The organism is Mucilaginibacter sp. KACC 22773, assembly GCF_028736215.1.
In the GTDB taxonomy this organism is placed as follows: Bacteria; Bacteroidota; Bacteroidia; order Sphingobacteriales; family Sphingobacteriaceae; genus Mucilaginibacter.
Window position 1 is genome coordinate 5,131,501 of the sequence record NZ_CP117883.1, and the last position, 22,824, is coordinate 5,154,324.

The window sequence follows — 22,824 nt, forward strand, 5'->3', positions numbered from 1 at the left end:
AGCTTATAAAAACGCCCATTTTATGGCCGGATTACAGATTCCGGCTCCTTTTCAGGCGTCATTACTTCTGTTAGTTAAGGTACTAAAGATCCGGCAAAATGGCTGTCGCTGTTTAACCATTTTTTTTTGCTCCCCCGCTCTCTCTACCGGTGCCACTTAAGTAGGCGTTTTCAACCCCGTAGGGGTATAACATTTGTAGAAAAAATAGAAAATAACGCTCCGTGCCGTAGGTACGGCACTTATGTAGCGTACCTACGGCACGCAAAAATGTTGATTTACAAACGCTACAAATGTTTTGCTCCGATGGAGCAGCCTGTCAATTCCTTAACTTCATAACCCCGATCTCCCAGCCGGGAAGACACCTCAACAAATAGCATTGTCACAATCTTATTCATTTTGCGGACGCTAACATTCAATTAATATGAATGGGGTATGTTGCGGACCAAACGTACTACCCGTTAATTAATTTGATATGACTTTTAACAACTACAAAAAAACGACGCTGGTAAATATTTTGCTGCTGATCATCGGCACTTTCGCCTGCACTGCGGCATTAGCCCAGGCGCCCCATATTAATCCATGGGCAGCAACCGAAGTTGGCCAGCTACCGGCAATCGCCAGCCTGAGCAAGGGCGTTTGGCTTAAAGGCGAACTGCACGTGCACTCGCGTCACAGTACCGAATCGTCTAATAATCCCATTAGCAAAATCATCGCTTTTTCTAAATCGGCAGGAATTGATTTTGTGGCTATTACCGATCATGACAACCATGTAAACGGCGACGTAGCGCACCACACCTGGGCCGACCCGGAGTTTAAATCAGACTCGATACTGCTGCTTTACAGCGCCGAGTGGACAACCACGCGCGGACATGGCAATGCCTTTTCGGCCGTACCCTATGATCACCAAAAACTATATGACGTGCGCGATCAGCGCGATGTAGTAGTAGGTGCCATAAAAAAGCAATTGGGCATCCACCTATCGGCCAACCACCCAAGTGGGAAAGATCATTTTGGGTACTCGTACGATATGGTTAATTCTATCGAAGTATGGAACTCGGCCATTTGGTCAAAAAACGCCAACGCCATCATGATCTGGGACGATATGCTATCATCCGGCCGCAAGCTTACCGGCCGCGGCGGCAGCGATGCCCACCATGGCGTTCCCGATTCGCCGGATAAAGAAACCAAAAACAGCTACCAGGCCAAGGCCAACTATGTGGGTACTCCAACCACCTGGGTGTTTGCAACAGCACGTACCACGCAAGCGGTAATTGATGCGCTGACGAATGGGCGGGTATCCATCAGCTCAAATCCATACGCGCCACGTATTGAATTTTATGCTGATGTAAACCAGGATGGTAAAATGGATATGATGATGGGCGATAATGCCAAAGCCACAGGCAAGCTGGTAAAATTCCGCGTGCAGCTAACCGGCAAGGTGCCAGCCGATGGCGAGTACACCATTAACATCATAAAAAACGGCAATCCCTTTGGCAGCTTTAAAACCACGGGTAAAACGCCCATGATTGAGTTTACAGATTCGCCGGCAACTGTCGAGCGGAGTTATTACCGTGTAGAAGTACAAGGCACCCCTACACCCTACCCGCAGGTTCCGGGATCAGTGGCCTTGAGCGGTAATATGGTTGGCTTATCAAACCCGATATTCTTTAATTTTGATCCTAATTTTTGATGAGATGAATCATTTTTGTTCTTCAAGGGCTATTTGAAAGAGTTCCTGAAGAACAAAAACATTCTTTATTTTTCAGTTCCATCATAGTTACTGTTTTCCAGTGTCCATGCTATCATTACCTCTTCAACCCAATTTATAAAATCGGGATGGGTAACTTCAACATCTGTTTTAATTTCATAAAAACAATCATGCTGCCAAAAAACCACCGGGCAAAAGCCATCTATCAAATTGGACAAATCAAGGCAATAATGATTTCCAAACCCATCGGGTGAAAACGGCATAAACTCAGCGGGCATCTTATTACCTCCTTCATCGTGTTCAAAATTGTAGAGTTCATCCAAAGAAGCACCTCTGAGTTCGATATCCAAACCACAAACCTCGGTACCATCCAAAGAAAACCCATTATGCTTTTTAAGCAGGTATACAAAATCACTTGGCAACGTAAAGCCGATAACTTTTTCAAAACACTCCAACCGATCATCATCAATAGGCGGCCCCAGATAAAGCATGTCATTGGAAAATTTTGAAAGTTCTGTTATCAGTCCATCGCATCTTTGAACAACAGTTACCATTTCTTATAAATTAAAACTCCTTTATGCTATTTTGTATAATAAACCCTGCCATTAAAGGAGGGCTCTTTTTCATTCACTATCAAAACGAATATTAACAGTACAAAACTTGTTACAGCAGCTATCTTACAAAAAACGACGGTGTGCAATATGCTTATTTGCTCTTGATTCAACCCGGCAAAAGCACCACTACCCTTAAGCTGAAAATCCTGTACCTGGTATTTGTAATTCACCATGTTGTTTACCCATCCGTAGGCAAAAAACAATATCAATATCACAAGTAATATTAGCGTTACCGAAAGCATTCGTTGACTTATCTTCATTTATCAAAACTCCCTTTTTGTAGCCGTTACCCAGGCATCCAATGCCGATAGTTTGGCGTTGTTATCTTTAAACCATTGCAGGTTTTCTTCCTGGTTTGCACCAAGACTAATCAAGTGGGCAAAGGCTTCCATATTATCAGTTTCGGCCAGCTTTTTAAAATAATCAGAAAAAAAGTTTTTATAAAAAGGATCGCCTTTTTTGTCGTCAAATGTATCGGCAATACCGAAAAGGCCCTTCAATTGCAGCGTCAGGGAGTCGGTTTTAGACAGATCTTTTTTACCCGATGTGGCGTTAACCACCGTTATCGGCATCAGCAAGTTGGCACCGTTCAAATCGTCAGTTGATATATTAATGGTCACGTTTTTTTCGCCAGTTTGCTTTACGCCATAATTGATAATATACTGAACATACCGGTAAGCCTCGGCTGATCTTTTGGTTTGTGGTTCAAGGTGTAAAAAGCTGCACCATGCCAGCAAGGATACACCGCGTTTATTTTCATTGAATGTTGCCATAGCATAAGCACGCTGGCTGCTGGCATGCTTGGGATCAAGTTTTATAGCTTCAACCGCATAATTCTCCGATTCGGTGTATTTTTTTTGACGCAAGTAGGCTACTGACAGGTTGTAAAAAAGCCGCTGGTATTTGGGATTAGCCTCTATCCCCTTTTTATAATATTCAATAGCCTTATCGGGCTGCTTATCATCGTCATAAATACTGCCCAGCATATCATATGCCCCCGCTAATTTGGGATCCAACTTCAGCGTTTTTTCCAGATAAGCAATCGCATCGTTACCTTTACCCGTACTAAACAACGTATAGGCCAATTCATAATATGCACTTGAATATTCAGGGTCAATTTTTAAAGCCTCGTTATACTTGGCAATAGCTTCATCATATTTTCCGGCATCGTGCAGGGCAATACCCTCTTTAACCAAAGCTTTGGCATCGTCCTTAGTCTGCCCGAAAGCGACCGGCGCGTAAGCTATAAACAAAATAAACAGCAGGAATTTGTGATAGGTTTTCATGCCTAAATTTAGGCAGCAGTTTTAATTAAAAGAAGGGTTTTTAAAATTTTCTTTCCGCCGTCGCAACCCATGCGTCCAGCGCTTTACGCTTATCCTCATTTTGCTGCAACCATTGTTTGTTAGCTTCTTTATCTGCGCTAAAACCCATCAGCCTTGCAAACGCCGGCATATTGGCGGTTTTACTAAGGTTGTAAAAAAAATCGGCATAGTAATGCCTAAAAAAATCATTACCTGCCTGTTTTTCGGCCAATTGCCCAACTGCTTCAAAAATCGACTTTAGCTGATTTTCCAATACCTCGGCAGGGGTTAAACCTGGCTTTGCCTTTGCTATAGCGGCATTCAACGCCCTGTTCAAAACTATGGTTGATGCTTCGGCTTTGGCCTCCTCTGTTTTAAGTGTGCCGCCTTTTAAAATGCTTTGCATATTGGTATAGGCCTCATCGCTTCGCGGGCCTTCGGGTTCCAATAATAAATAGCTGCAAAAGGCCATCAATGCAGCGGCCCTTTTATTTTGATGGAAAGATACCAGGCCGTACAGGCGCTGGCTATTGGCATGCTTGGGATCGAGTTTAATGGCTTCTACGGCCGCCTGCTCGGCTTCGGCAAATTGTTTGGCGCGGAAGTAGGCTATACCAAGGTTAAAATACAAAGGCTGATAGTCGGGCTTTATTTTCAGGCCCTCTTTATAAGCGTCGATAGCCTGTTGGGGTTGGTGGCTGCTGTCATAAATGCCACCTAACAACTCAAACGCCGGACCGGTAAAACTGGAGTTGGCCTTGGTTACTTTAATCAAATACGGAATTCCGTCGGTGCCCTTACCCGATGCATTCAGGCTGAATGCTATCTGATAATTGGCCTGGGCATTATCCGGTTCGGTTGTTAAGGCCAATTTGTATTTTTCGATAGCCCCGGCATAATCATGCTGATTATTAAGCTGGATTCCCTGTTTAATCAAACCGGCAACATCGGTATCCTGGGCCCGAACAGCAACCGAAAATAGTAACACGGGCATCAGCAGCCAGACTTTTTTAACAATATTCATACTTAAACATACAAAGAGTATGAAGTAAACGAAAAAAAATAAAAACTTTAATGTTAACCTGCTGTATAATTTCTAATTTTCGCATTCGTTTTAAGTGTGAGATTCTGATCTATGAAGTTATTGTACAAGAGTACCCTTTCGTTCGCGTCCTTACTGCTGATTTTAACAGCCTGTTCGTCAAAAAATAAAGATAAAGCGCAAAGCGCCGCCGGCCCCGCCACCGCCAAACCACTGGACACCGTTACCTTGCTGGTTTACAACCCCAAAAACGCCGATAAAAAAATAGACGCGGTAATGCAGGAGCTGCACCGTACCCGTGCGTTTAACGGCAATGTACTGGTAGCCAAAAAAGGTAAAATTATTTATGAAAATGCCATTGGCTGGGCCGACTACCTGCACCGCGATAGCCTAAAAATAGGCTCGCAATTTGAGCTGGCCTCGGTTACCAAAACCATGACATCAACAGCCATATTGATGCTAATGGAACGCGGCAAGCTTAAACTGGATGATGATGTAAAAAAGTTCTTCCCGGATTTTCCGTACGATGGTGTTACCATTCGTTTGTTACTTACCCACCGCTCGGGGATGATGAATTATGTGTATTTTATTGACGACATATACCGCAGCCAGCACTTAAACCAACGGAAGGGCCTTAGCAATATGGATGCTATGAAGATGATTGCCGATTACAAACCGCATCCTTTTAACGTACCCAATAAGCGTTTTTTGTACAACAACTCCAACTTTATGGTGCTGGGTTCAATCATCGAAAAAGTGAGTGGCCAATCATACGCGCAATTTATGAAGGATAATGTGTTTGTACCGGCCAGTATGATGCATACCGCGGTTTACTCTAAGGCAGTTTATGATAAAATACCCGTACACGTGGTCGGGCACGACCGTGGTCAGTGGAAGTATTCGGTTGCGCAAAACTTTTTAGATGGGCCAGTAGGCGATAAAGGTATCTATAGCACTGTTAAAGATCTTTTCCTGTTTGACAGGGCGCTTCGTGCCGGCATATTGCTAAAGCAAGCCACGCTCGATTCAGCCTACGTGCCGCGTAACCCTATGCTGCATGGCCATTTTAGCTACGGCTACGGCTGGCGTACCTTTACTGCTCCCGGGCAGCAGGTTATTTACCATACCGGCTGGTGGCATGGTTTCAGGCACATTTACCTGCGCGATATGAAAAACGATATCACTATTGTTTTGTTATCAAACTTAGCCAATGGCAGCCTGCTAAAACTTGATGACCTGTTTAAAGCCGCCGGCATGCCTATTGTACGTAAAAGCGCATACAACGGTAATGGCGATACGAGCGATGATTAACGAGCGATGATTAATGAGTGGTGAGTGGTGAGTGGTGAGTGGTGAGTGGTGAGTGGTGAGTGGTGAGTGGTGAGTGGTGAGTGGTGAGTGGTGAGTAAAGCAACTTCGGATTAAACCTTTTGGTTTTGAATTTGTAAAATTTAAGAATCAGCAATATTAAATAATTATCCATCTGCATATTTGCACATCTGTAATCTGCACATTTGCATATCTGCACATCTATAAAGTTATGTTTGATAAAATAATGGAAGCCCAGCAAAAGGCTGGCGAATCGAAAAAACGCCTGGATGCTATTACGGTAACAGGCAGTGCCGAGGGTGGCAAAATTGTGGTAACGGCAAATGCCAACAAAGTGGTTAAATCAATTGCTATCAACCCCGATTTTTTGGCTGACGCCGATAAGGAAGAACTGGAAGAGTTATTAGTTGTAGCTTTTAACAAAGCCATGGAACAAGCCGATAACGTAAGCCAGGCCGAAATGGCTGCCATGACCAAAGATATGTTTGGCGGCATGCCAGGTTTGGGGAACTTGTTTGGAAAATAGGTGCCCCCTAACCCCCTGAACGGGGAACGATAGTTTAGAATAAAATAATGTAAACATTAATCTACGATGAAAACTACATATTACGGTCAATCGACTGTTGAAATTGAATTGGGCAGCGGCACCAAACTTTTGTTTGATCCGTTTATAACGTACAACCCACTGGCCAAAGATGTTGACTTGCAAAGTTTAAAACCAGATTATATCCTGTTATCACATGGCCACGGCGATCATGTTGCCGATTTGATAGAGGTACAAAAAAACAGTGGTGCCAAAGTTATCTGCATTGCCGACATTGCCAGCTGGCTTAATGGTAAAGGTGTTAATAATGTGCACGGCATGAACATTGGCGGCGGCTTTAACTTTGATTTTGGCCGGGTTAAAATGGTAAACGCCGTACACTCCAGCACCATGCCTGACGGCGCCGCTGGTGGCAACCCCGCGGGTTTCCTGTTAACTATCGAAGGTAAAAAAATCTATTTTGCCGGCGATACCGCCCTTACCTACGATATGAAACTACTGGAAGATGAAAACCTCGACTGGGCTTACCTACCTATAGGCGATAACTACACCATGGGCGCCGATGACGCCATTAAGGCCGCAGGTTTTATTAACTGCAAAAACATCATTGGTATTCATTACGATTCTTTTGATGTGATTAAAATTGATAAGGACGAGGTAAGGGAAAAATTTATTAAAGCAGGATTGAATTTGAAGCTGCCTGTTATTGGCGAAACAATGGATTTGTAAGCGAACGAACTTTGCTTACAGCTGTGTTATTGCGCATATCCTGTGTTATTGCGCATATCCGATACTAACGTCATTGCGAGGTACGAAGCAATCCCGAACTATGCGGGACTTAGCATTTCGGGGATTGCTTCGTACCTCGCAATGACGGAATTAATAAATGAAAAAGCCTCCCAAATACTCAGGAGGCTTCTTTTGTTGCTGTTGAAGGTTACTTTCTCATCTTCATCGTGTCTTTTTTCATTGTCGAATCCTTCTTCATTTTTTTCTTCTTCATTTTCTTCTTTGTAGTATCTGTTTGCATAATACCATGCGTAGTTTTCACTGTTGCGTTACCGGCAAATGCAAAAACGCTTCCGAAAGAGACTGCTGCTAAAGCAATCATACAAAGTGCTTTTTTCATAGTTGTTATGTTTTATAGTTTTTATACCATCAATAACAAATTAACTATGGATTGTTTTTTATTTCGTTTAATTAAATAATTGTACCGTTAGGAATAATCGCGCGTTTTTTAACAACTACAATACCATCCTGCACGGTATGCGTACCGTAATCGCCATCGGGCAGCAATTCGCCGCAGTTGATGCTCACATCGTCGCCTATATAGGTATTTTTATCGATGATGGCATTTTTTATCTTTACCCTGTCGCCTATACCCATAATCGGCGAACTGCTCAACTTCAGTTCGGCAATTTGCTCAAGCGTTTGGTAATTATCGCTGCCCATTACATAGCAATTTTCAATTTCAGTATCAACTCCTATCCGGGTACGGATACCAATAATAGAGCGGGTAATTGTTTTAGCGCTGATGATGCAACCGTCGGCGATAATAGATTTATTTAATGTAGTGCCAGACACCTTTGATGGCGGCAGCATACGCGCACGGGTATAAATATGATTTTCGCCAAAAAGGTTAAACTTAGGTATCTCGTCGGTAAGGCCCAGATTAGCATCAAAAAATGATGGGATAGTACCAATATCTGTCCAGTAGCCCTCGTACTGGTAGCTCAAAACCTTATGATTAACTATAGATTGCGGGATAATCTCTTTACCAAAATCGGTACGGTCGTTACCTTCCAATAATTCATACAACAGTTTACGGTTAAAAATGTAAATACCCATCGATGCCAGGTAAACCCTGCCTTCGGCTTTCATCTCATCGCTTACATCAGATGCCCAGCTTTCAAAGTTCGATTTGGGTTTTTCGATAAACGCCGTAACCATGCTATCGTCATCTGCTTTCAAAATACCAAATCCAGGAACATCAGCCGCGTCAACGGGGATAGTAGCGATGGAAATTTCGGCACCGGCATCGATGTGCTTGGTTATCATGTCATCAAAATCCATCTGGTACAATTGGTCGCCCGATAGGATCAGCACATACTCAAACTCATGTACAGCCAAATGGTGTAAACTTTGTCTTACGGCATCGGCCGTACCCTGAAACCATGATACGCTTGATGGGGTTTGTTCTGCTGCCAAAATATCAACAAAAGCATCGCTGAAGCTGCTGAAGTGATACGTATTTTTGATGTGTTTGTTTAACGAAGCCGAGTTAAACTGCGTTAACACATAAATACGTGTAATACCCGAGTGCAGGCAATTGGAAATGGGAATATCAACCAAACGATACTTGCCGGCAATTGGCACAGCCGGTTTTGAACGTGTTGCAGTAAGAGGCGATAAGCGACTGCCCTGGCCACCGCCAAGCACAATTGAAATTACTTTAGATGTCATATCAGAGGGTTTAAACTTTCATAAAGGTTTATATATTCTTTGGCCGATCTGTCCCACGAAAAATCGAGGGCCATCATGCGCTTGCGGAGTATTTGTAGTTGTGGCTGGTTCTGGTAAAGCGCGGCAGCACGGCTTATGGCGTGGCAAATATCATCTACCGAAACCTGGTTAAACCGGATGCCGTAGCCGCCTTCGTCGCCAAAATCAATTACCGAATCGATTAAGCCGCCCGTGCTGCGTACCAGCGGCATGGTGCCATAACGTAAGGAATAAAGCTGGTTAAGCCCGCAGGGTTCTACCCGCGATGGCATCATCAGGAAATCGGCACCGGCATAAACCACGTGCGCCAGTGATTCATCATAACCGATAAACACATTGCATCTGCCCGGGTATTTTGCCTTAAGTTCAAGCAAGGCCAGTTCCATATCTTTGTCACCCGAGCCAAGGATAAAAAAGTTAACCTCATCGCCATATTGCGCCAGTGTGCGGTCAATTGCTTCGGGCAGCAGGTCGGCGCCCTTTTCAATCACCAGCCGGCCAATGAAGGTAAACAGGGGCTTCGAGGCATCCAACCCAAAACGGGTGCAAAGAGTTTCTTTGTTTAATTGCTTTCCCTTCGCCAGTGTTTTAGTATTAAAATGGCTCGGTATCATGGGATCTTTCAAAGGATTCCAAACTTCGGTATCTATACCGTTTATTATACCGTAGCCTTTGGCTCTTTCGATATAAAAGAGATATTCCAAGCCGTTTGAGTTAATGGTAAGCTCGCGCAGGTAAGTTGGTGATACCGTGGTGTACAGCCAGCTACATTTTACAGCCGCGGCCAGCGGGTTTATACCGCCAGCCCAATCAAGCAGGCCTGTTGAGGCCGGATCAATTTCGGGCAGGTATTGAAAATGCTCCCAGCCAAAAGCGCCATGATACTGGCCGTTATGTATGGTAAATACCGTAGGTACATTGGCCAGCCGTTTGTATAATTTGGAATGGTAAAGCAGGAAGGGAACCAAACCGGAGTGATGATCATGACAGTGGATAATGTCCGGTGTTTGCTGCGAATAGCTGATCCAATCTAAAAAAGCCAGCTGGAAAGCAATAAACTGCTCCCGTTCGTCGGGATAGCTGTATACATTTTCCCTGTCAAGCAGCCCGGGTATTCGGACTAAAAACAATTCGAAACCCAGCTTATCGGTTTTTTCTTTTAAAATTTCAAAGTAAAGGCGACGGGTGTTTAGTAAAGTTACCGCAGTAAAAACAACATCAAATTCGTTTTCCTGGGTAAACTTGCGATCATAGTAGGGCATTACGACTGCTGCCTGCAAGCCTGCCAGGTTTTGATATTTAGGCAATGCGCCAACAACATCTGCAAGGCCGCCAACTTTGGCAACGGGGTAACATTCGGCACTCAAATGGAATATTTTCATTCAGGTTTTATTGGCTCAATTTAAGGAAAGATTACCAAAAGAGAAACCTATAATCATTAATATAGTTTTTTAAATTTACTGAGAAGATTGTAAAAATGTTATTAACGTTTAGACGGAATAGTTATAAAAATGATAGCAAAAACAGCTAAATTGAACTTAAACAACGTTGAGTATTGAGTACACTAAGGTGGAATTATTTACTCGAAACGGATTTTTATTGGCAGGACGCCGGATTTATGGGACGTATACCGATGGATTATACGTAAAATTTGCAAAAGCCGCAGAAAGCATCGTTGAAACACCATCATTACACCATCAGAAAGATATCCGGCAGGATAGAATCGCCGATTTTAAAACACCGGCTTCCTCGTATGTTTGCTCATATAAACCAGTAACACCGAGAGTAAGCAAAGTAACTTTATTGTTTTCAGGATCGATAATAAAGTATTCCTTAACGCCTGCCGATTCATAAAGCGAACGTTTTTTTTGGGTATCGTACGCCCTGTTTGTCGAAACAATCTCAATAATTAATCGTGGCACACCATGAACACCATTTTTTTCAACAATATCCATTTGGTCATTTAAAACAACAAACAGATCTGGTTGTACTACGGATTTTTGTTTTTCGAAGTAAACATCAAAAGGAGCAGTAAATAATTCGGCTATTGGGTTACTGGTAAAATATTCGAATAAGAGGGAAGTTAACTTTATTAATAATTTTTGATGTTCACGGGATGGCGACGGCGACATACTTAATTCATTGAAAATAACTTCACAGCGGGTACCTTCGGGCAACATACGATAAATATCAACAGCGGTAGATGGGATCTCCGTTATAAAGTTTTGATATTTATGTTTTTCGTCCATGATCCGGGTAATCTTATAGCTATAACACAAATATAATTAATTGTGTTGTAAAAAGATTAACTTCTATTTTTCAATTGATTTTAGAAAAAAACGTGCCACTGTCTGTTTACGACAGCAGCACGTTTTTATTTTAAGTGGCATATTGATAATTATGCCCGATCGAATTTCTAACTTAATCAACCCAATCTAACTCAATCAACTATTGACCATTATCAATGCGCCTCCAGCCAATTTAATCCGGTACCAATCTCAACCATAATGGGCACTGTTGTTTTAATGGCGGTTTTCATGTTGTGCATAATGATGGGTTTCACAATTTCAATTTCGTCATGAGGCACATCAAACACCAACTCATCATGTACCTGCATGGTCATGCGGGCATCCAGCTTTTGGGCTTTAAATTCGCGGTGAATGTTGATCATGGCTATCTTGATCATATCTGCAGCCGAACCTTGTATGGGGGCATTGATGGCATTTCGCTCGGCAAAACCACGTACTGTTGCATTTGCCGAATTGATATCGCGCAGATAGCGGCGGCGGCCCATCAACGTACATACATAGCCGTTTTCGCGGGCAAAGTTCATGGTATCGCTCATGTATTGTTTAATACCAGGAAACTGGGCAAAATACTGCTCAATAATATCCGCAGCTTCTTTACGCGGGATGCCTAAACTTTGTGATAAACCAAAGGCCGATTGCCCGTAAATAATACCGAAGTTAACCGCTTTTGCGTTGCGGCGCTGCTCGCCGGTTACCTGGTCAAGACCAACGCCATAAACGTTTGCGGCCGTGGCGGTGTGGATATCCAGGTTATCAACAAAGGCCTGCATCATGTTGGGATCTTTGCTGATCTCGGCTATAATACGCAATTCTATCTGCGAATAATCGGCAGATACAATGCTGTGGCCTGCATTTCTGGGAATAAATGCTTTACGCACCTCCCTGCCCCGCTCGGTACGGATAGGGATATTTTGCAGGTTGGGGTTAACGCTGCTTAACCTGCCGGTAGCGGCTACCGCCTGGTTGTATGAAGTATGCACCCTGCCCGTTTTAGGATTCACCATAGTTGGCAAAGCATCAACATAAGTTGATTTCAGTTTTTGCAGCTGCCTAAAATCTAATATATCTCTTACGATATCACTTTTAGCTGCTAACGACAGTAACACATCCTCGCCGGTTTGATATTGGCCGGTTTTAGTTTTCTTGGCCTTGGGATCAAGCATCAGTTTTTCAAACAACACCTCGCCCAACTGTTTTGGCGATGCGATGTTGAACCTTACCCCTGCTTTTTCGTATACAGTTTTTTCCAGTTTACTAATATCGGTCTCCAGCTCTTTACTGAATTCGCCCAGCGTAAAATGGTCTATTTTCACGCCTTCAAATTCAATGTCGGCCAAAACGTAAATCAATGGATGCTCTATCTCGTGAATCAGCTTTTCGCTTTCCACCTCTTTCAATTTTGGTTCGAAGACCGATTTTAACTGAAGGGTAATATCGGCATCCTCCGCGGCGTATTCTTTTATTTTTTCTATCTCCACATCGCGCATACTGCCCTGGTTTTTACCTTTGGGGCCAATAAGCGAAGTGATGGAAACCGGCTTATAGCCCAGGTAATTTTCGGACAGTACATCCATCCCATGGCGGGTATCTGGGTCGATAATATAATGTGCCATCATGGTATCAAACAGCTGGCCTTTAACCTGCACATTGTACCATTTCAGCATCAGGATATCAAACTTAATATTTTGCCCTATTTTGCCTATATTTTCATTTTCCAGCACCGGTTTAAACTCATTAACTATAGTTTTAGCAGCTTCCTGATCTTCGGGTACCGGCACATACCAGGCCTCGCCTGGCTTTATCGAAAACGACAGGCCAACCAATTCGCAATAATTAGCATCAGTACCGGTGGTTTCGGTATCAAAGCAAAAGCTTTCCTGTTTTTCAAGGATGGCTATCAGCTCAGCGCGTTTTTCAGCCGTATCGGCCAAGTGATATTCGTGTGGTACGTTATCTATATTTTTAGATGCTGTTACAAAGTCTTCGCGGATATCTTCCACATCAACAGTCATTGTGGTGCGGGCCGTAGCAACAGGCTCGCCAAACAGGTCGGTTTGGGTACCGGCAGATTTAAACTCAGTGATGGTAAAATCATCGCCAAACACACGCCTGCCCAGCGTGCGGAATTCCAGTTCGGCAAAAAGGGGCTCTAACAGCTCTTTACTTGGCGCGCCAACTTCCAGTCCTTCCTCGTCCAGTTCAACAGGTACATTTAATAATATAGTAGCCAGTTTTTTTGACAGTAAACCCTGCTCGGCAAACTGCTCAACATTTTCGCGCTGCTTGCCTTTAAGCTCGTGACTATGGGCAATGATGTTTTCCATCGAGCCGTATTGTTTAATGAGCGATTTGGCCGTTTTCTCGCCAATGCCGGGGATGCCGGGAATATTATCCACCGCATCGCCCCAAAGGCCTAAAATATCTATAACCTGTTCAACCTTTTCTATTTCCCATTTCTCCAGCACTTCCTTCACGCCCAAAATTTCCATCTCGTTCCCCATGCGGGCGGGTTTGTAAATGCGGATGTTATCAGATACCAGCTGCGCAAAATCCTTATCGGGTGTCATACAATAAACCTGGTAGCCCTTTTGCTCAGCCTTTTTGGCCAGGGTGCCTATAATATCATCGGCCTCGTAGCCATCTGATGTGATCACCGGGATGTTGAAACCCAGTATCAGTTTCACTACATAGGGTAATGCCTTTGATAAATCTTCGGGCATAGCCTCGCGGTGGGCCTTGTAATGTTCATAATCTGTATGGCGTTCGGTTGGCGCTTCGGTATCAAAAACCACGGCCATGTGGGTTGGTTTTTCTTTTTTCAAAACATCCAGCAGGGTATTGGTAAAGCCCATTACCGCTGATGTATTCATCCCGCCCGAGGTAAACCGCGGACTTTTACTCAAAGCAAAATGCGCCCGGTAAATAAGGGCCATGCCATCCAAAAGAAATAGTTTTTTCATAATTATATTAACACTAATTGCACGGATTTAATCGAATTTCACGAATTACCTGCAATGGCTCTATGCAAAAATAGAATTAAATCCATGATAATTATCGCCAATTAAAATTCGTGTAATCCGATTAAATCAGCGATAATTCGTGTCTAAAAAAATTCGTGCAATTCGATTAAATTCGTAACTATTCGTGTGTATACTTGAAACTACACTCCGGTATATGATCGTTCACCATACCCGTTGCCTGCATATGGGCATAACAAATGGTGGTACCAAAAAATTTGAAGCCCCGCTTTTTCATATCCTTACTGATGGCATCCGATTCGGGCGTACTGGCGGGGATTTTATGGTGATGGTTGATAATCGGTTTTCCGCCGGGCATAAAGCTATACAGGTATTTATCAAACGAACCAAATTCCTGCTGTATACCAATAAATAGTTTAGCGTTGTTGATAGCTGCCAGTATTTTTAGCCGGTTACGAATGATGCCGGTATCCTGCATCAGGCGTTCTACATCGTCATCAGTAAAGGAGGCTACTTTCTGTACATCAAAATCAGCAAAGGCTTTGCGGTAGCCCTCCCTCCTTCGTAAAATAGTTATCCAGCTTAAACCAGCCTGGGCAGATTCGAGGATAAGGAATTCAAAAAGGGTATGGTCATCGTGTACTTCTTTGCCCCACTCTTCGTCGTGGTATTTGTTATATAGTGGGTCGGTTCCGGCCCAGGAGCAGCGGATTAAGTCTGAAGTCTTGAGTTCTAAGTCTGAAGTCATTTTTTTAGTCTTTAAGTAAAATAGGTCGTAATTATTGGCTATTTGAATTTATCTGAGTTATTTATCATGTAGATCAACAGAAATGAAATTTCTTCGCTTTGCTTGTTAAGCTCGTAAAATTTCTCTTGTGTAATATAATTGCATGCTAAAGAAGCATCCAGCCAAGCTTGCGTTTCTGCATTTTCCATTTCCGCATCGGTAAGCTTGCTTATAAAGTGATTGGGGTATTTCCGCTTTTTATAGGATTCTGCAATTGAAGCAAAAACCGACCTCGATGACCTTCGTATTTGGTCAATAAGACTATAGGTTTCTTCTTTGGGAAACGTTTTTGTTAGCCAGAAAATTTCCATTGACAGGGCGAATGCTTTTTTATAAGCAATCAAATCTCTAAATGAGCTCAAATTTTTAAATTAAGTAGAAAGTGTGCATAGTTTTAAATGCAATGGACGTTTTCATAAAACCAACTTTTGGCTTAAGACTTCGAACTAAAGACTTACGACTTAAAGCTAAGCTTCGTTTAGTTCATCCCAATACTCTACAGCACGTCGGTAATGCGGAATTACTATTGATCCCCCTACCAGGTTGGCTATCATAAATATCTCATTCATTTCATCGTGCTTAACCCCTGCGTCATAACATTTACCCAGGTGGTATTTAATGCAATCGTCGCAGCGCAGCACCATACTGGCTACCAGGCCAAGCATTTCTTTGGTTTTTACATCGAGGGCGCCATCGGCATAGCTGGTGGTATCCAGCGCAAAAAAACGTTTAATATTGGTGTTGGCAGTTTCCATTATCCTATCGTTCATTTTGGTGCGATAGCTGTCAAATTCTTCTACAAGTTTTCCCACTTTTTTAATTATTGAATTAGTGATTTACTGAATTATTGATTTTTGACAATTTTACTAAATTATTTAGCATTTTCAATATAAATCTATAATTTTATCCGAGTATTTATTTCAATTTTTACCGCTTAATTAAAAAATCATGGAAAGCTTGTCGCCCAATATTTTTGTTAAGGATATTAACGAAACTATCAAATTTTATCATCTGCTGGGTTTTGAACTGGTAGTAACCGTACCCGAAACCGGTAATGACCTCATTTGGGCTATGATGGCCAAGGGGAACGTAACCATGATGTTTCAAACCATGGCAAGCCTTGGCGAAGAACTTCCTGATATCAGCCGGCAGGATGGAGCGTCGATGCTGCTCTATATCAAACTTAAAAACATCCGGGCTTTTTTCGAATCTGTAAAAGATCTGGTGCCTGTTTTGAAAGGCTTAGAAACAACTTTTTACGGCGCTACCGAGTTTTCGATTAAGGATAATAACAATTACGTGCTTACGTTTGCCGAAGACGAGTAAAACGACTAAGCCGGCCAATAGGTTCAAATCCTCAAAGTAAGTTTCACCTTTTACCAGTACATATAAATTTACAACAAGCTGTTGCGGAAGAAAAATGACTTTTGCGTAATAATTTTGTATCTTCAAACCTCGGGTACCGTTTTGTGTTAAGGTATCTGAACAACACCAGATAATCATCTACCCTATGCCGGCAAAAAAAATTATAGCCCCTTTTTATGAACGACTTGCGCTTACCCTGCTGGGTTTTCTGGCCCTTGGTTACCTGATCATCATCGGCAAAGATATCCTCGACCCATTAATCTTCGGGTTTATATTTGCCATCCTGTTGCTGCCGGTTTCTAACTTTCTCGAAAAAAAACTGCGCCTGCCGCGCAGCATGTCGTCACTGGCATCTATCCTTTTATTGGTGGCCCTGGTTGGCGGTATACTATACCTGGTAGGCTCCCAAATATCAAACCTCACCAATGATTGGCCAATGCTTAAAAGCCAGGTATCGCAATCCATTCACGATTTGCAGGATTGGGTGCAATCGGCATTCCATATCAACGCGGCCAAACAGCTAAAATATGTAGATGATGCCTCCAAAAAAATAATGGAATCTGGAACCGACGTGGTAAGCACTGCTTTTGGCGCAATCTCGTCGCTCATGATATTTTATGTGTTTATCATGATCTTCACGTTTTTTATTTTGCTTTACAGGCGGCTTCTCCTTCGGTTTATCATCTGGGTATTCAGGGACGAGAACTCGGCGGTAGTGATGGACATTGTAGAAAACGTTCAATCTATCATGAGGCAGTATATACTGGGGCTATTGCTTGAAATGTTTATTGTAGCCAGTGTTGCCATTACCGTTTTTTTATTAATCGGCATAAAATACGCGGCGTTACTGGGTATCATTGTAGGTTTATTTAACATCATTCCCTATATCGGTATTTTCACAGCGTTGCTATTAAGCACCATCATCACTTTTGCTACCGGCAATATTGGCAAAACTGTAACAGTGGCTGTTAGTGTAATTGTAATACACGCAGTAGATGCCAACTTTTTGCTGCCAACTATTGTGGGTTCAAAGGTGAGGCTTAACGCCCTGATCTCGTTCATCGGCATTATTCTTGGCGAGATGATCTGGGGGCTTTCGGGCATGTTCCTTTCCATACCTGTTATTGCTATTTTCAAAATCATATTTGATCGTATTGAGAGTCTTAAACCCTGGGGTTACCTATTAGGAGGCGACTATGAGTCTAATAAAAAAGCTGCCGAAAAGCTGAAAGTTGAATAATATCAGTTCAGGCATTAAATCATGTGACATTGAGTTTTGTGGGAGTTGTTACTTTAGCTATCATTTAAAACAGCTTTTATTTTTGTTTAATTGATGGGTATATCATTAATTTAGCACCATAACAATTGTGCTGTACTGCAATTGAAAATCTACCTTTAATGATCCGTAAATTCCTTGCTTTAAGTGCTATTCTATGTGCTTTGGTGCCTTTTGGGGTAAAGGCACAACTTAAACCGGCGCGCTCATTCAGGCTGGTGCCTTTGGGCGTGCTGGGGGGCATTGATGAAAGCAACCTATCGGCTTACATGCTGGCAGCAAGCGGCAGTAATGATTACATATGCTTAGATGCCGGCACGCTGCACTACGGCATAAAAAAAGCCGTCGAAAACAAGGCTTTCCATGTTTCGCAGGAGAAAGTATTAAGGCAATACATTAAAGGATATTTTATTTCGCATGCCCATCTCGACCACCTTGCCGGCCTAATCATTAACTCGCCAGAGGATAGCACTAAAAACATTTATGGCCTGCAAAGCACACTCCAAACACTCAAAACCCATTACTTTACCTGGGTAAGTTGGGCCAACTTTGCCGACGAAGGGGAAAGTCCCGCTTTAAAAAGGTTTCATTATAAACCACTTGAGCCTGGAAACGAGGTGGCTATAGAAAACACCGCGCTAAAAGTGCAGGCATTCCCACTAAGCCATTCAAACCTCACCAGCACCGCCTTTTTGGTGCACAGCAATGAGGCCTATATATTATATTTAGGCGATACCGGCCCCGATGCTGTTGAAAAAAGCACCAACCTGCAAAAGCTTTGGGAAGCTGTTACCCCCCTGGTTAAAAACAAACAATTAAAAGCCATCATGATTGAGGTTTCGTTCCCAAGCGAACAGCCTGATAAAACGTTATTTGGCCACCTTACCCCCCATTGGCTAATGGTCGAAATGGACAAACTGGCCTCATTAACCGGCCCGGATGCCGTCAAAGGGTTAAACATTGTTGTTACACATTTAAAACCGCCGGCAAACAGCATTGTGAAAATAAAAAACGAATTAAAAGTTGAAAATAAATTACAACTAAACCTGGTTTACCCGCAGCAAGGCAAACCGCTTACTTTTTAACAGCTACCAACCCCAATTTAGGATATATGAAAAATACTTTGAAAACGTGCCTGCTCCTTTGCTTCCTGGTAAGCGCCGGCAGCACATTTGCCCAACAAGGCAAAGTAATTGAAGAGCAAACCATTAAAAGCAAAATTTTAAAACGCAACGTTAAATACACCATTTACCTTCCTGCCGATTATGAAACGGCTAACCGTACCTACCCTGTGGTATACCTTTTACACGGATACTCCGACGACAACACCGGCTGGTTACAATTTGGCGAAGTAAACCGTTATGCCGACCAGGCCATTTTAGATGGTACTATTCCGCCAATGATTATTGTAATGCCGGATGGCGGTACCAGCTGGTATATTAACTCCTATGATGGGAAGGAAAAATACGAGGATTTTTTTATAAAAGAATTTATACCCCACGTTGAGCAGGCCTATCGCATAAAAACCGAAAGACAATACCGCGGAATTGCCGGCCTTTCCATGGGTGGCTACGGTACGCTGATTTACGCTATTAAATACCCGCAGCTTTTTTCGGCAGCAGCGGCATTAAGCGCGGCGGTATTCCCCGACGACCAAATGGTTAACCAGCCAGATGATAATTACGAACACGTTTTTGGCCAGTTATTTGGCCGTGGATTGAAGGGTAAAGACAGGCTGACTAAAGATTGGCAGGCAAATTCAGTGTTGAACCTGGTTCAAAATAAAACGGCAGACGATTTAAGCAAAGTGCGCTACTGGATTGATTGCGGCGATGATGACTTTTTAACCATAGGTAACAGCATGCTGCATATAGCCCTGACAGAAAAGAAAGTGCCTCATGAATTCAGGATGCGCGATGGTGCCCACAACTGGACGTACTGGCGCACCGGCATCACCAATGCCCTCAGCTTTATAGGCGATGGTTTCAGGCAGAAGTGATAGATGTGCGGCAGATATGCAGATTTCAGATGTACAGATGGATTGAAAAGATAGATGAGATAATGTTTCACTGTTGATAAATGGCAAAGGATTTTAAGTTGACGGTTTCGACAGACCGTCTGGAAAAACTTGCAGATGGCACGCTACCGATAGCAGAATTTTTGTACGTTTTTTTTGGCGACGATAAAAACAACGCCAACATGCGGCAGGGCCTGGCCTCCTATTTTTATGATAATGGAGGATCGCCTGAAGTGCGGGAATTTGACCTCGTAGAGGCTAAATTCAACAGCCATGACTTAACGGGATCATTCAAATGCATATTCACGGTGTATTATTTTTTCACCTGCAGTGATATTAAAAACGATAAACGCGAAAACATAACCTGGAAATTTAAAATTGACGGGGCAGACTTAACCATTGCTTTTGTAGGCGAAGAACCATGGGTGTGGGATGCAGATTGATTTTAAATGTGCAGATATGCAAATTTCAGATGTGCAGATGAAAATGGAAACATTTCAGATCTATAGATTTTATTTTCAAATTTTCAAATCCTCAAATTTTCAAATTGATTAAGATACTATGAAAAAACTTATTCTGATCTGCTTACTCCTCTCTACTTCCATGGCATTTGCACAGCATATTCCGGCCGGCAAGGTGATAGAGGAACAAAATGTAAAGAGCGACATTTTGGATTACAACGTAAAATACGCCATTTATTTACCGGCCGATTATGAAACATCAAACCGTACTTACCCGGTAGTGTACCTGCTGCATGGTTACGGCGATGACCAAACCGGCTGGCTGCAATTTGGCGAGATTAACCGTTATGCCGATAAAGCCATCGCCGAAGGTAAAATTCCGCCGATGATTATTGTAATGCCCGATGCAAAAACAACATTTTACATTAACTCGTACGATGGTAAACGTAATTATGAAGATTTCTTTTTCAAGGAATTTATGCCCACCATCGAAAAAGATTATCGCATAAAAGGCACTAAAAAATACCGCGCCGTAGCCGGTTTATCTATGGGCGGATTCGGAACTTTAATTTACAGCATTAAACATCCCGAAATGTTCTCGGCAGCGGCAGCTTTAAGTGCAGCGGTACGCAACGAGGAAGACTTTATGGGCATTACCGATGCCCGCTGGGCCGAGGCGTACGCTAAAGTTTTCGGCCCCAACCTTAAAGGCGCCGAAAGGTTAAATGATACATGGAAAGCAAACTCGATTTTAGGATTAATTCAAGGCAAAACAACCGATGATCTTAACGATGTGCGTTATTGGATTGATTGCGGCGATGACGATGCCCTAAGCAAAGGCAACTCCCTGTTGCACGTTGCCCTGATGGACAAGAAAGTCCCCCACGAGTTCCGCATCCGCGACGGCGCCCACAACTGGACCTACTGGCGCACCGGCATTATAGATGCATTAAACTTTATCGGGGATAGCTTTAGGCAGAAATAAGCTGCGGATGTGCAGATGAAGGAGCGGATGTGCAGATGTGCAAATTTCAGATGTGCAGATGAAAAGGATAGATTTCAGATATTCGGAATCTCATTTTGAAATTCTCAAATCCTCAGATTTTCAAATTGATTAATCATCTGCACATCTGTAATCTGAAATCTGCACATCTAAATCTACTGGTCACTCAACAAATCAAGACAGTTCTTGCTCAATTTAGCCAGGCGGGCGGGCAGGGTGCCAAGCGCGGCTTCGTTATTTAAATTGGTATAAAGTACCTTAATAATTTTCAGGGTGTTTTCATCCGGATCGCAAGCCTGGGCTTTTTCAAGGTGGGGTAAAGCCAACCGTGCTTTTTCAATATAATTCAGGTTCATCACCACGGGCTTTCCCGAAATATCTTTGATATACAGGTAGCCTAAAGCACGGTGCGCCACGTAATAATCTGGCTGGGCAGCCACAACTATTTTGTAATATTTAATGGCATTGATACTTTGGTTATCGTCTTCGTAAAGTTTTGCCAGCGAGTTATAAAATGCAACTCTTACTTTGGGCGTCAGCTTGGCTGTATCGGGTAAAATCTTTTGGGCAAGGGCAATTGACTGGGCAGCGTCATCATTTAGTTTTGCCACATTAAAATCGAGATAACTATCGTAAACCTGTTCTGCAGTTTGAGCCTGGGCTATGGCTCCCGAAAACAATAATAAAAGCAGTACTAATACCTTTCGGGCCATCATTGATAAATTACTTGCTATTAATAATTATCCTTCTGCCTTAACACTAAATAAAAACACCACCGATTCGCCCAATATTACCTGGTCGCCTTCGTTCATGGGGTGGCCAATCTGGGTCGAGTTAAGCTTAATCAGTTTATCATCGGCTGCTATGCTGATCTTGGTTTTATTACGCGGTGGTACACCACCCTCATCGGCAAAAATCATAAAACATTCCGCGTCTTTATTCCATTCGATATGGGCATGCTGCCTGCTGATAAATTTGTTGCTGGGGTCGTTACTATCGGCCGGGAATATAATCTTGTTCAGCCGGTATGATCCGTTCTCCGTTATCACTTTTTTATCCCGTCCAATATTAATCTTGCCGTCGGTAGCCTTAATCAGGTATTCTTCCTTTTCGGCTTCGCCGCTAAGTATCCTGATATAAGCAATGGCCGATGATGCATTATGTGCCACCTGCCTGCGGGTATGCATCTGGAAAGCGGCCTCAATCTCGGGAATCTTTGGCACATCGGCGGGAAGCTTATCTGCAAAAATCACGTCAATGGTCCAGTCATCGGGCAACTCTATCGCGTAGTCATCGGCAATCCGCTGAATCTCGTTCCTGAATACTTCCTTTTCGTGCACGTAAACCGCACCTTCGTAAAGATGTTTGTCGTCGGGATCGGGCGCCAGGTAAAGCAGTAGCTCTTTGATGTGCCTGCCTTCGCCGCCTTCAACCTTTTGCAGGGCCTCTTTTATAAAACGCAGTATGGCTTCGCGCAGGCCCTTTACATCAACCTGTCCCTTTTCTCCGCCGCTTTTACTAAAAAAACTAAATGCCATGTTTTCAAGTTTTAATTACACTAATTGCGCAAATTTTATCGAATTGC

24 protein-coding genes are annotated in these 22,824 nt (G+C 43.0%); 10 read left to right on the top strand and 14 right to left on the bottom strand.

Annotated features, from left to right (window positions below; translation table 11 throughout):
• The first annotated feature begins 472 nt into the window (after positions 1–472).
• Entirely contained in the window at positions 473–1,690 is a 1,218-nt protein-coding gene (locus PQ469_RS21120; RefSeq protein ID WP_274209451.1) for a CehA/McbA family metallohydrolase, read from the top strand.
• Between the two features lie 65 nt (positions 1,691–1,755).
• On the opposite strand, the gene PQ469_RS21125 is transcribed toward PQ469_RS21120, so the two are convergent.
• Genes PQ469_RS21125 through PQ469_RS21140 form a run of 4 tightly spaced genes read right to left on the bottom strand, consistent with a single transcriptional unit; the run spans position 1,756 to position 4,650 of the window.
• Positions 1,756–2,262: an SMI1/KNR4 family protein gene (locus tag PQ469_RS21125; protein WP_274209452.1), complete on the bottom strand. Its 507-nt coding sequence runs from the start codon at positions 2,260–2,262 to the stop codon at positions 1,756–1,758.
• Between the two features lie 26 nt (positions 2,263–2,288).
• Complete coding sequence (locus PQ469_RS21130) at positions 2,289–2,582, bottom strand: hypothetical protein (protein ID WP_274209453.1); 294 nt, start codon at positions 2,580–2,582, stop codon at positions 2,289–2,291.
• 3 nt (positions 2,583–2,585) lie between these two features.
• Positions 2,586–3,608: a tetratricopeptide repeat protein gene (locus PQ469_RS21135; RefSeq protein WP_274209454.1), complete on the bottom strand. Its 1,023-nt coding sequence runs from the start codon at positions 3,606–3,608 to the stop codon at positions 2,586–2,588.
• A 40-nt stretch (positions 3,609–3,648) separates the two neighbouring features.
• Positions 3,649–4,650, bottom strand: a complete 1,002-nt coding sequence (locus PQ469_RS21140) for a tetratricopeptide repeat protein (protein WP_274209455.1) — start codon at positions 4,648–4,650, stop codon at positions 3,649–3,651.
• 111 nt (positions 4,651–4,761) lie between these two features.
• On the opposite strand from PQ469_RS21140, the gene PQ469_RS21145 reads away from it, so the two are divergent.
• The 3 genes from PQ469_RS21145 (at position 4,762) to PQ469_RS21155 (ending at position 7,270) form a co-directional block, all read left to right on the top strand.
• On the top strand, positions 4,762–5,979 hold the full coding sequence (locus PQ469_RS21145) for a serine hydrolase domain-containing protein (RefSeq protein ID WP_274209456.1): 1,218 nt from the start codon (positions 4,762–4,764) through the stop codon (positions 5,977–5,979).
• A 229-nt stretch (positions 5,980–6,208) separates the two neighbouring features.
• Positions 6,209–6,523, top strand: coding sequence for a YbaB/EbfC family nucleoid-associated protein (locus tag PQ469_RS21150; RefSeq protein WP_090653210.1), 315 nt, complete (start codon positions 6,209–6,211; stop codon positions 6,521–6,523).
• A gap of 66 nt (positions 6,524–6,589) precedes the next feature.
• Positions 6,590–7,270, top strand: a complete 681-nt coding sequence (locus PQ469_RS21155; protein WP_274209457.1) for a metal-dependent hydrolase — start codon at positions 6,590–6,592, stop codon at positions 7,268–7,270.
• Between the two features lie 208 nt (positions 7,271–7,478).
• Here the strand turns inward: PQ469_RS21155 and PQ469_RS21160 are convergent, their stop codons facing one another.
• From PQ469_RS21160 to PQ469_RS21195, 8 genes are all read right to left on the bottom strand, one after another.
• Entirely contained in the window at positions 7,479–7,670 is a 192-nt protein-coding gene (locus tag PQ469_RS21160; protein ID WP_090653208.1) for a hypothetical protein, read from the bottom strand.
• Between the two features lie 71 nt (positions 7,671–7,741).
• Positions 7,742–9,004 (bottom strand): glucose-1-phosphate adenylyltransferase, encoded by a 1,263-nt coding sequence (locus PQ469_RS21165; RefSeq protein ID WP_090653207.1) that lies wholly within the window; start codon positions 9,002–9,004, stop codon positions 7,742–7,744.
• Entirely contained in the window at positions 9,001–10,425 is a 1,425-nt protein-coding gene (locus tag PQ469_RS21170) for a glycogen synthase (RefSeq protein WP_274209458.1), read from the bottom strand. The genes PQ469_RS21165 and PQ469_RS21170 overlap by 4 nt, the downstream gene beginning before the upstream one ends.
• Before the next feature lie 315 nt (positions 10,426–10,740).
• Positions 10,741–11,292 carry a Uma2 family endonuclease gene (locus PQ469_RS21175; protein WP_274209459.1) on the bottom strand — a complete coding sequence of 184 codons (552 nt, stop codon included), beginning with the start codon at positions 11,290–11,292 and terminating at the stop codon, positions 10,741–10,743.
• A gap of 212 nt (positions 11,293–11,504) precedes the next feature.
• Positions 11,505–14,312, bottom strand: a complete 2,808-nt coding sequence (polA, locus tag PQ469_RS21180) for a DNA polymerase I (protein WP_274209460.1) — start codon at positions 14,310–14,312, stop codon at positions 11,505–11,507.
• A gap of 178 nt (positions 14,313–14,490) precedes the next feature.
• Entirely contained in the window at positions 14,491–15,078 is a 588-nt protein-coding gene (locus tag PQ469_RS21185; protein WP_274209461.1) for a DNA-3-methyladenine glycosylase I, read from the bottom strand.
• Between the two features lie 38 nt (positions 15,079–15,116).
• Positions 15,117–15,479: a four helix bundle protein gene (locus tag PQ469_RS21190; protein ID WP_090653202.1), complete on the bottom strand. Its 363-nt coding sequence runs from the start codon at positions 15,477–15,479 to the stop codon at positions 15,117–15,119.
• A gap of 105 nt (positions 15,480–15,584) precedes the next feature.
• Positions 15,585–15,929, bottom strand: coding sequence for a carboxymuconolactone decarboxylase family protein (locus PQ469_RS21195; RefSeq protein WP_090653201.1), 345 nt, complete (start codon positions 15,927–15,929; stop codon positions 15,585–15,587).
• 136 nt (positions 15,930–16,065) lie between these two features.
• On the opposite strand from PQ469_RS21195, the gene PQ469_RS21200 reads away from it, so the two are divergent.
• The 6 genes from PQ469_RS21200 (at position 16,066) to PQ469_RS21225 (ending at position 21,221) form a co-directional block, all read left to right on the top strand.
• Complete coding sequence (locus PQ469_RS21200; RefSeq protein WP_147052818.1) at positions 16,066–16,443, top strand: VOC family protein; 378 nt, start codon at positions 16,066–16,068, stop codon at positions 16,441–16,443.
• 184 nt (positions 16,444–16,627) lie between these two features.
• The gene (locus PQ469_RS21205; RefSeq protein ID WP_274209462.1) at positions 16,628–17,722 is read left to right on the top strand and encodes an AI-2E family transporter; all 1,095 of its coding nucleotides are present in this window, start codon (positions 16,628–16,630) and stop codon (positions 17,720–17,722) included.
• Between the two features lie 158 nt (positions 17,723–17,880).
• On the top strand, positions 17,881–18,843 hold the full coding sequence (locus PQ469_RS21210) for an MBL fold metallo-hydrolase (protein ID WP_274209463.1): 963 nt from the start codon (positions 17,881–17,883) through the stop codon (positions 18,841–18,843).
• Positions 18,844–18,869: 26 nt separating this feature from the next.
• Complete coding sequence (locus PQ469_RS21215; protein ID WP_274209464.1) at positions 18,870–19,757, top strand: alpha/beta hydrolase; 888 nt, start codon at positions 18,870–18,872, stop codon at positions 19,755–19,757.
• Between the two features lie 80 nt (positions 19,758–19,837).
• Positions 19,838–20,218, top strand: a complete 381-nt coding sequence (locus PQ469_RS21220; RefSeq protein ID WP_274209465.1) for a hypothetical protein — start codon at positions 19,838–19,840, stop codon at positions 20,216–20,218.
• A 118-nt stretch (positions 20,219–20,336) separates the two neighbouring features.
• Positions 20,337–21,221, top strand: coding sequence for an alpha/beta hydrolase (locus tag PQ469_RS21225; protein ID WP_274209466.1), 885 nt, complete (start codon positions 20,337–20,339; stop codon positions 21,219–21,221).
• A gap of 173 nt (positions 21,222–21,394) precedes the next feature.
• On the opposite strand, the gene PQ469_RS21230 is transcribed toward PQ469_RS21225, so the two are convergent.
• Both PQ469_RS21230 and PQ469_RS21235 read right to left on the bottom strand, forming a co-directional pair.
• Positions 21,395–21,955, bottom strand: coding sequence for a hypothetical protein (locus PQ469_RS21230; protein ID WP_274209467.1), 561 nt, complete (start codon positions 21,953–21,955; stop codon positions 21,395–21,397).
• A 24-nt stretch (positions 21,956–21,979) separates the two neighbouring features.
• The gene (locus PQ469_RS21235) at positions 21,980–22,777 is read right to left on the bottom strand and encodes an FHA domain-containing protein (RefSeq protein ID WP_274209468.1); all 798 of its coding nucleotides are present in this window, start codon (positions 22,775–22,777) and stop codon (positions 21,980–21,982) included.
• Positions 22,778–22,824 lie beyond the last annotated feature (47 nt).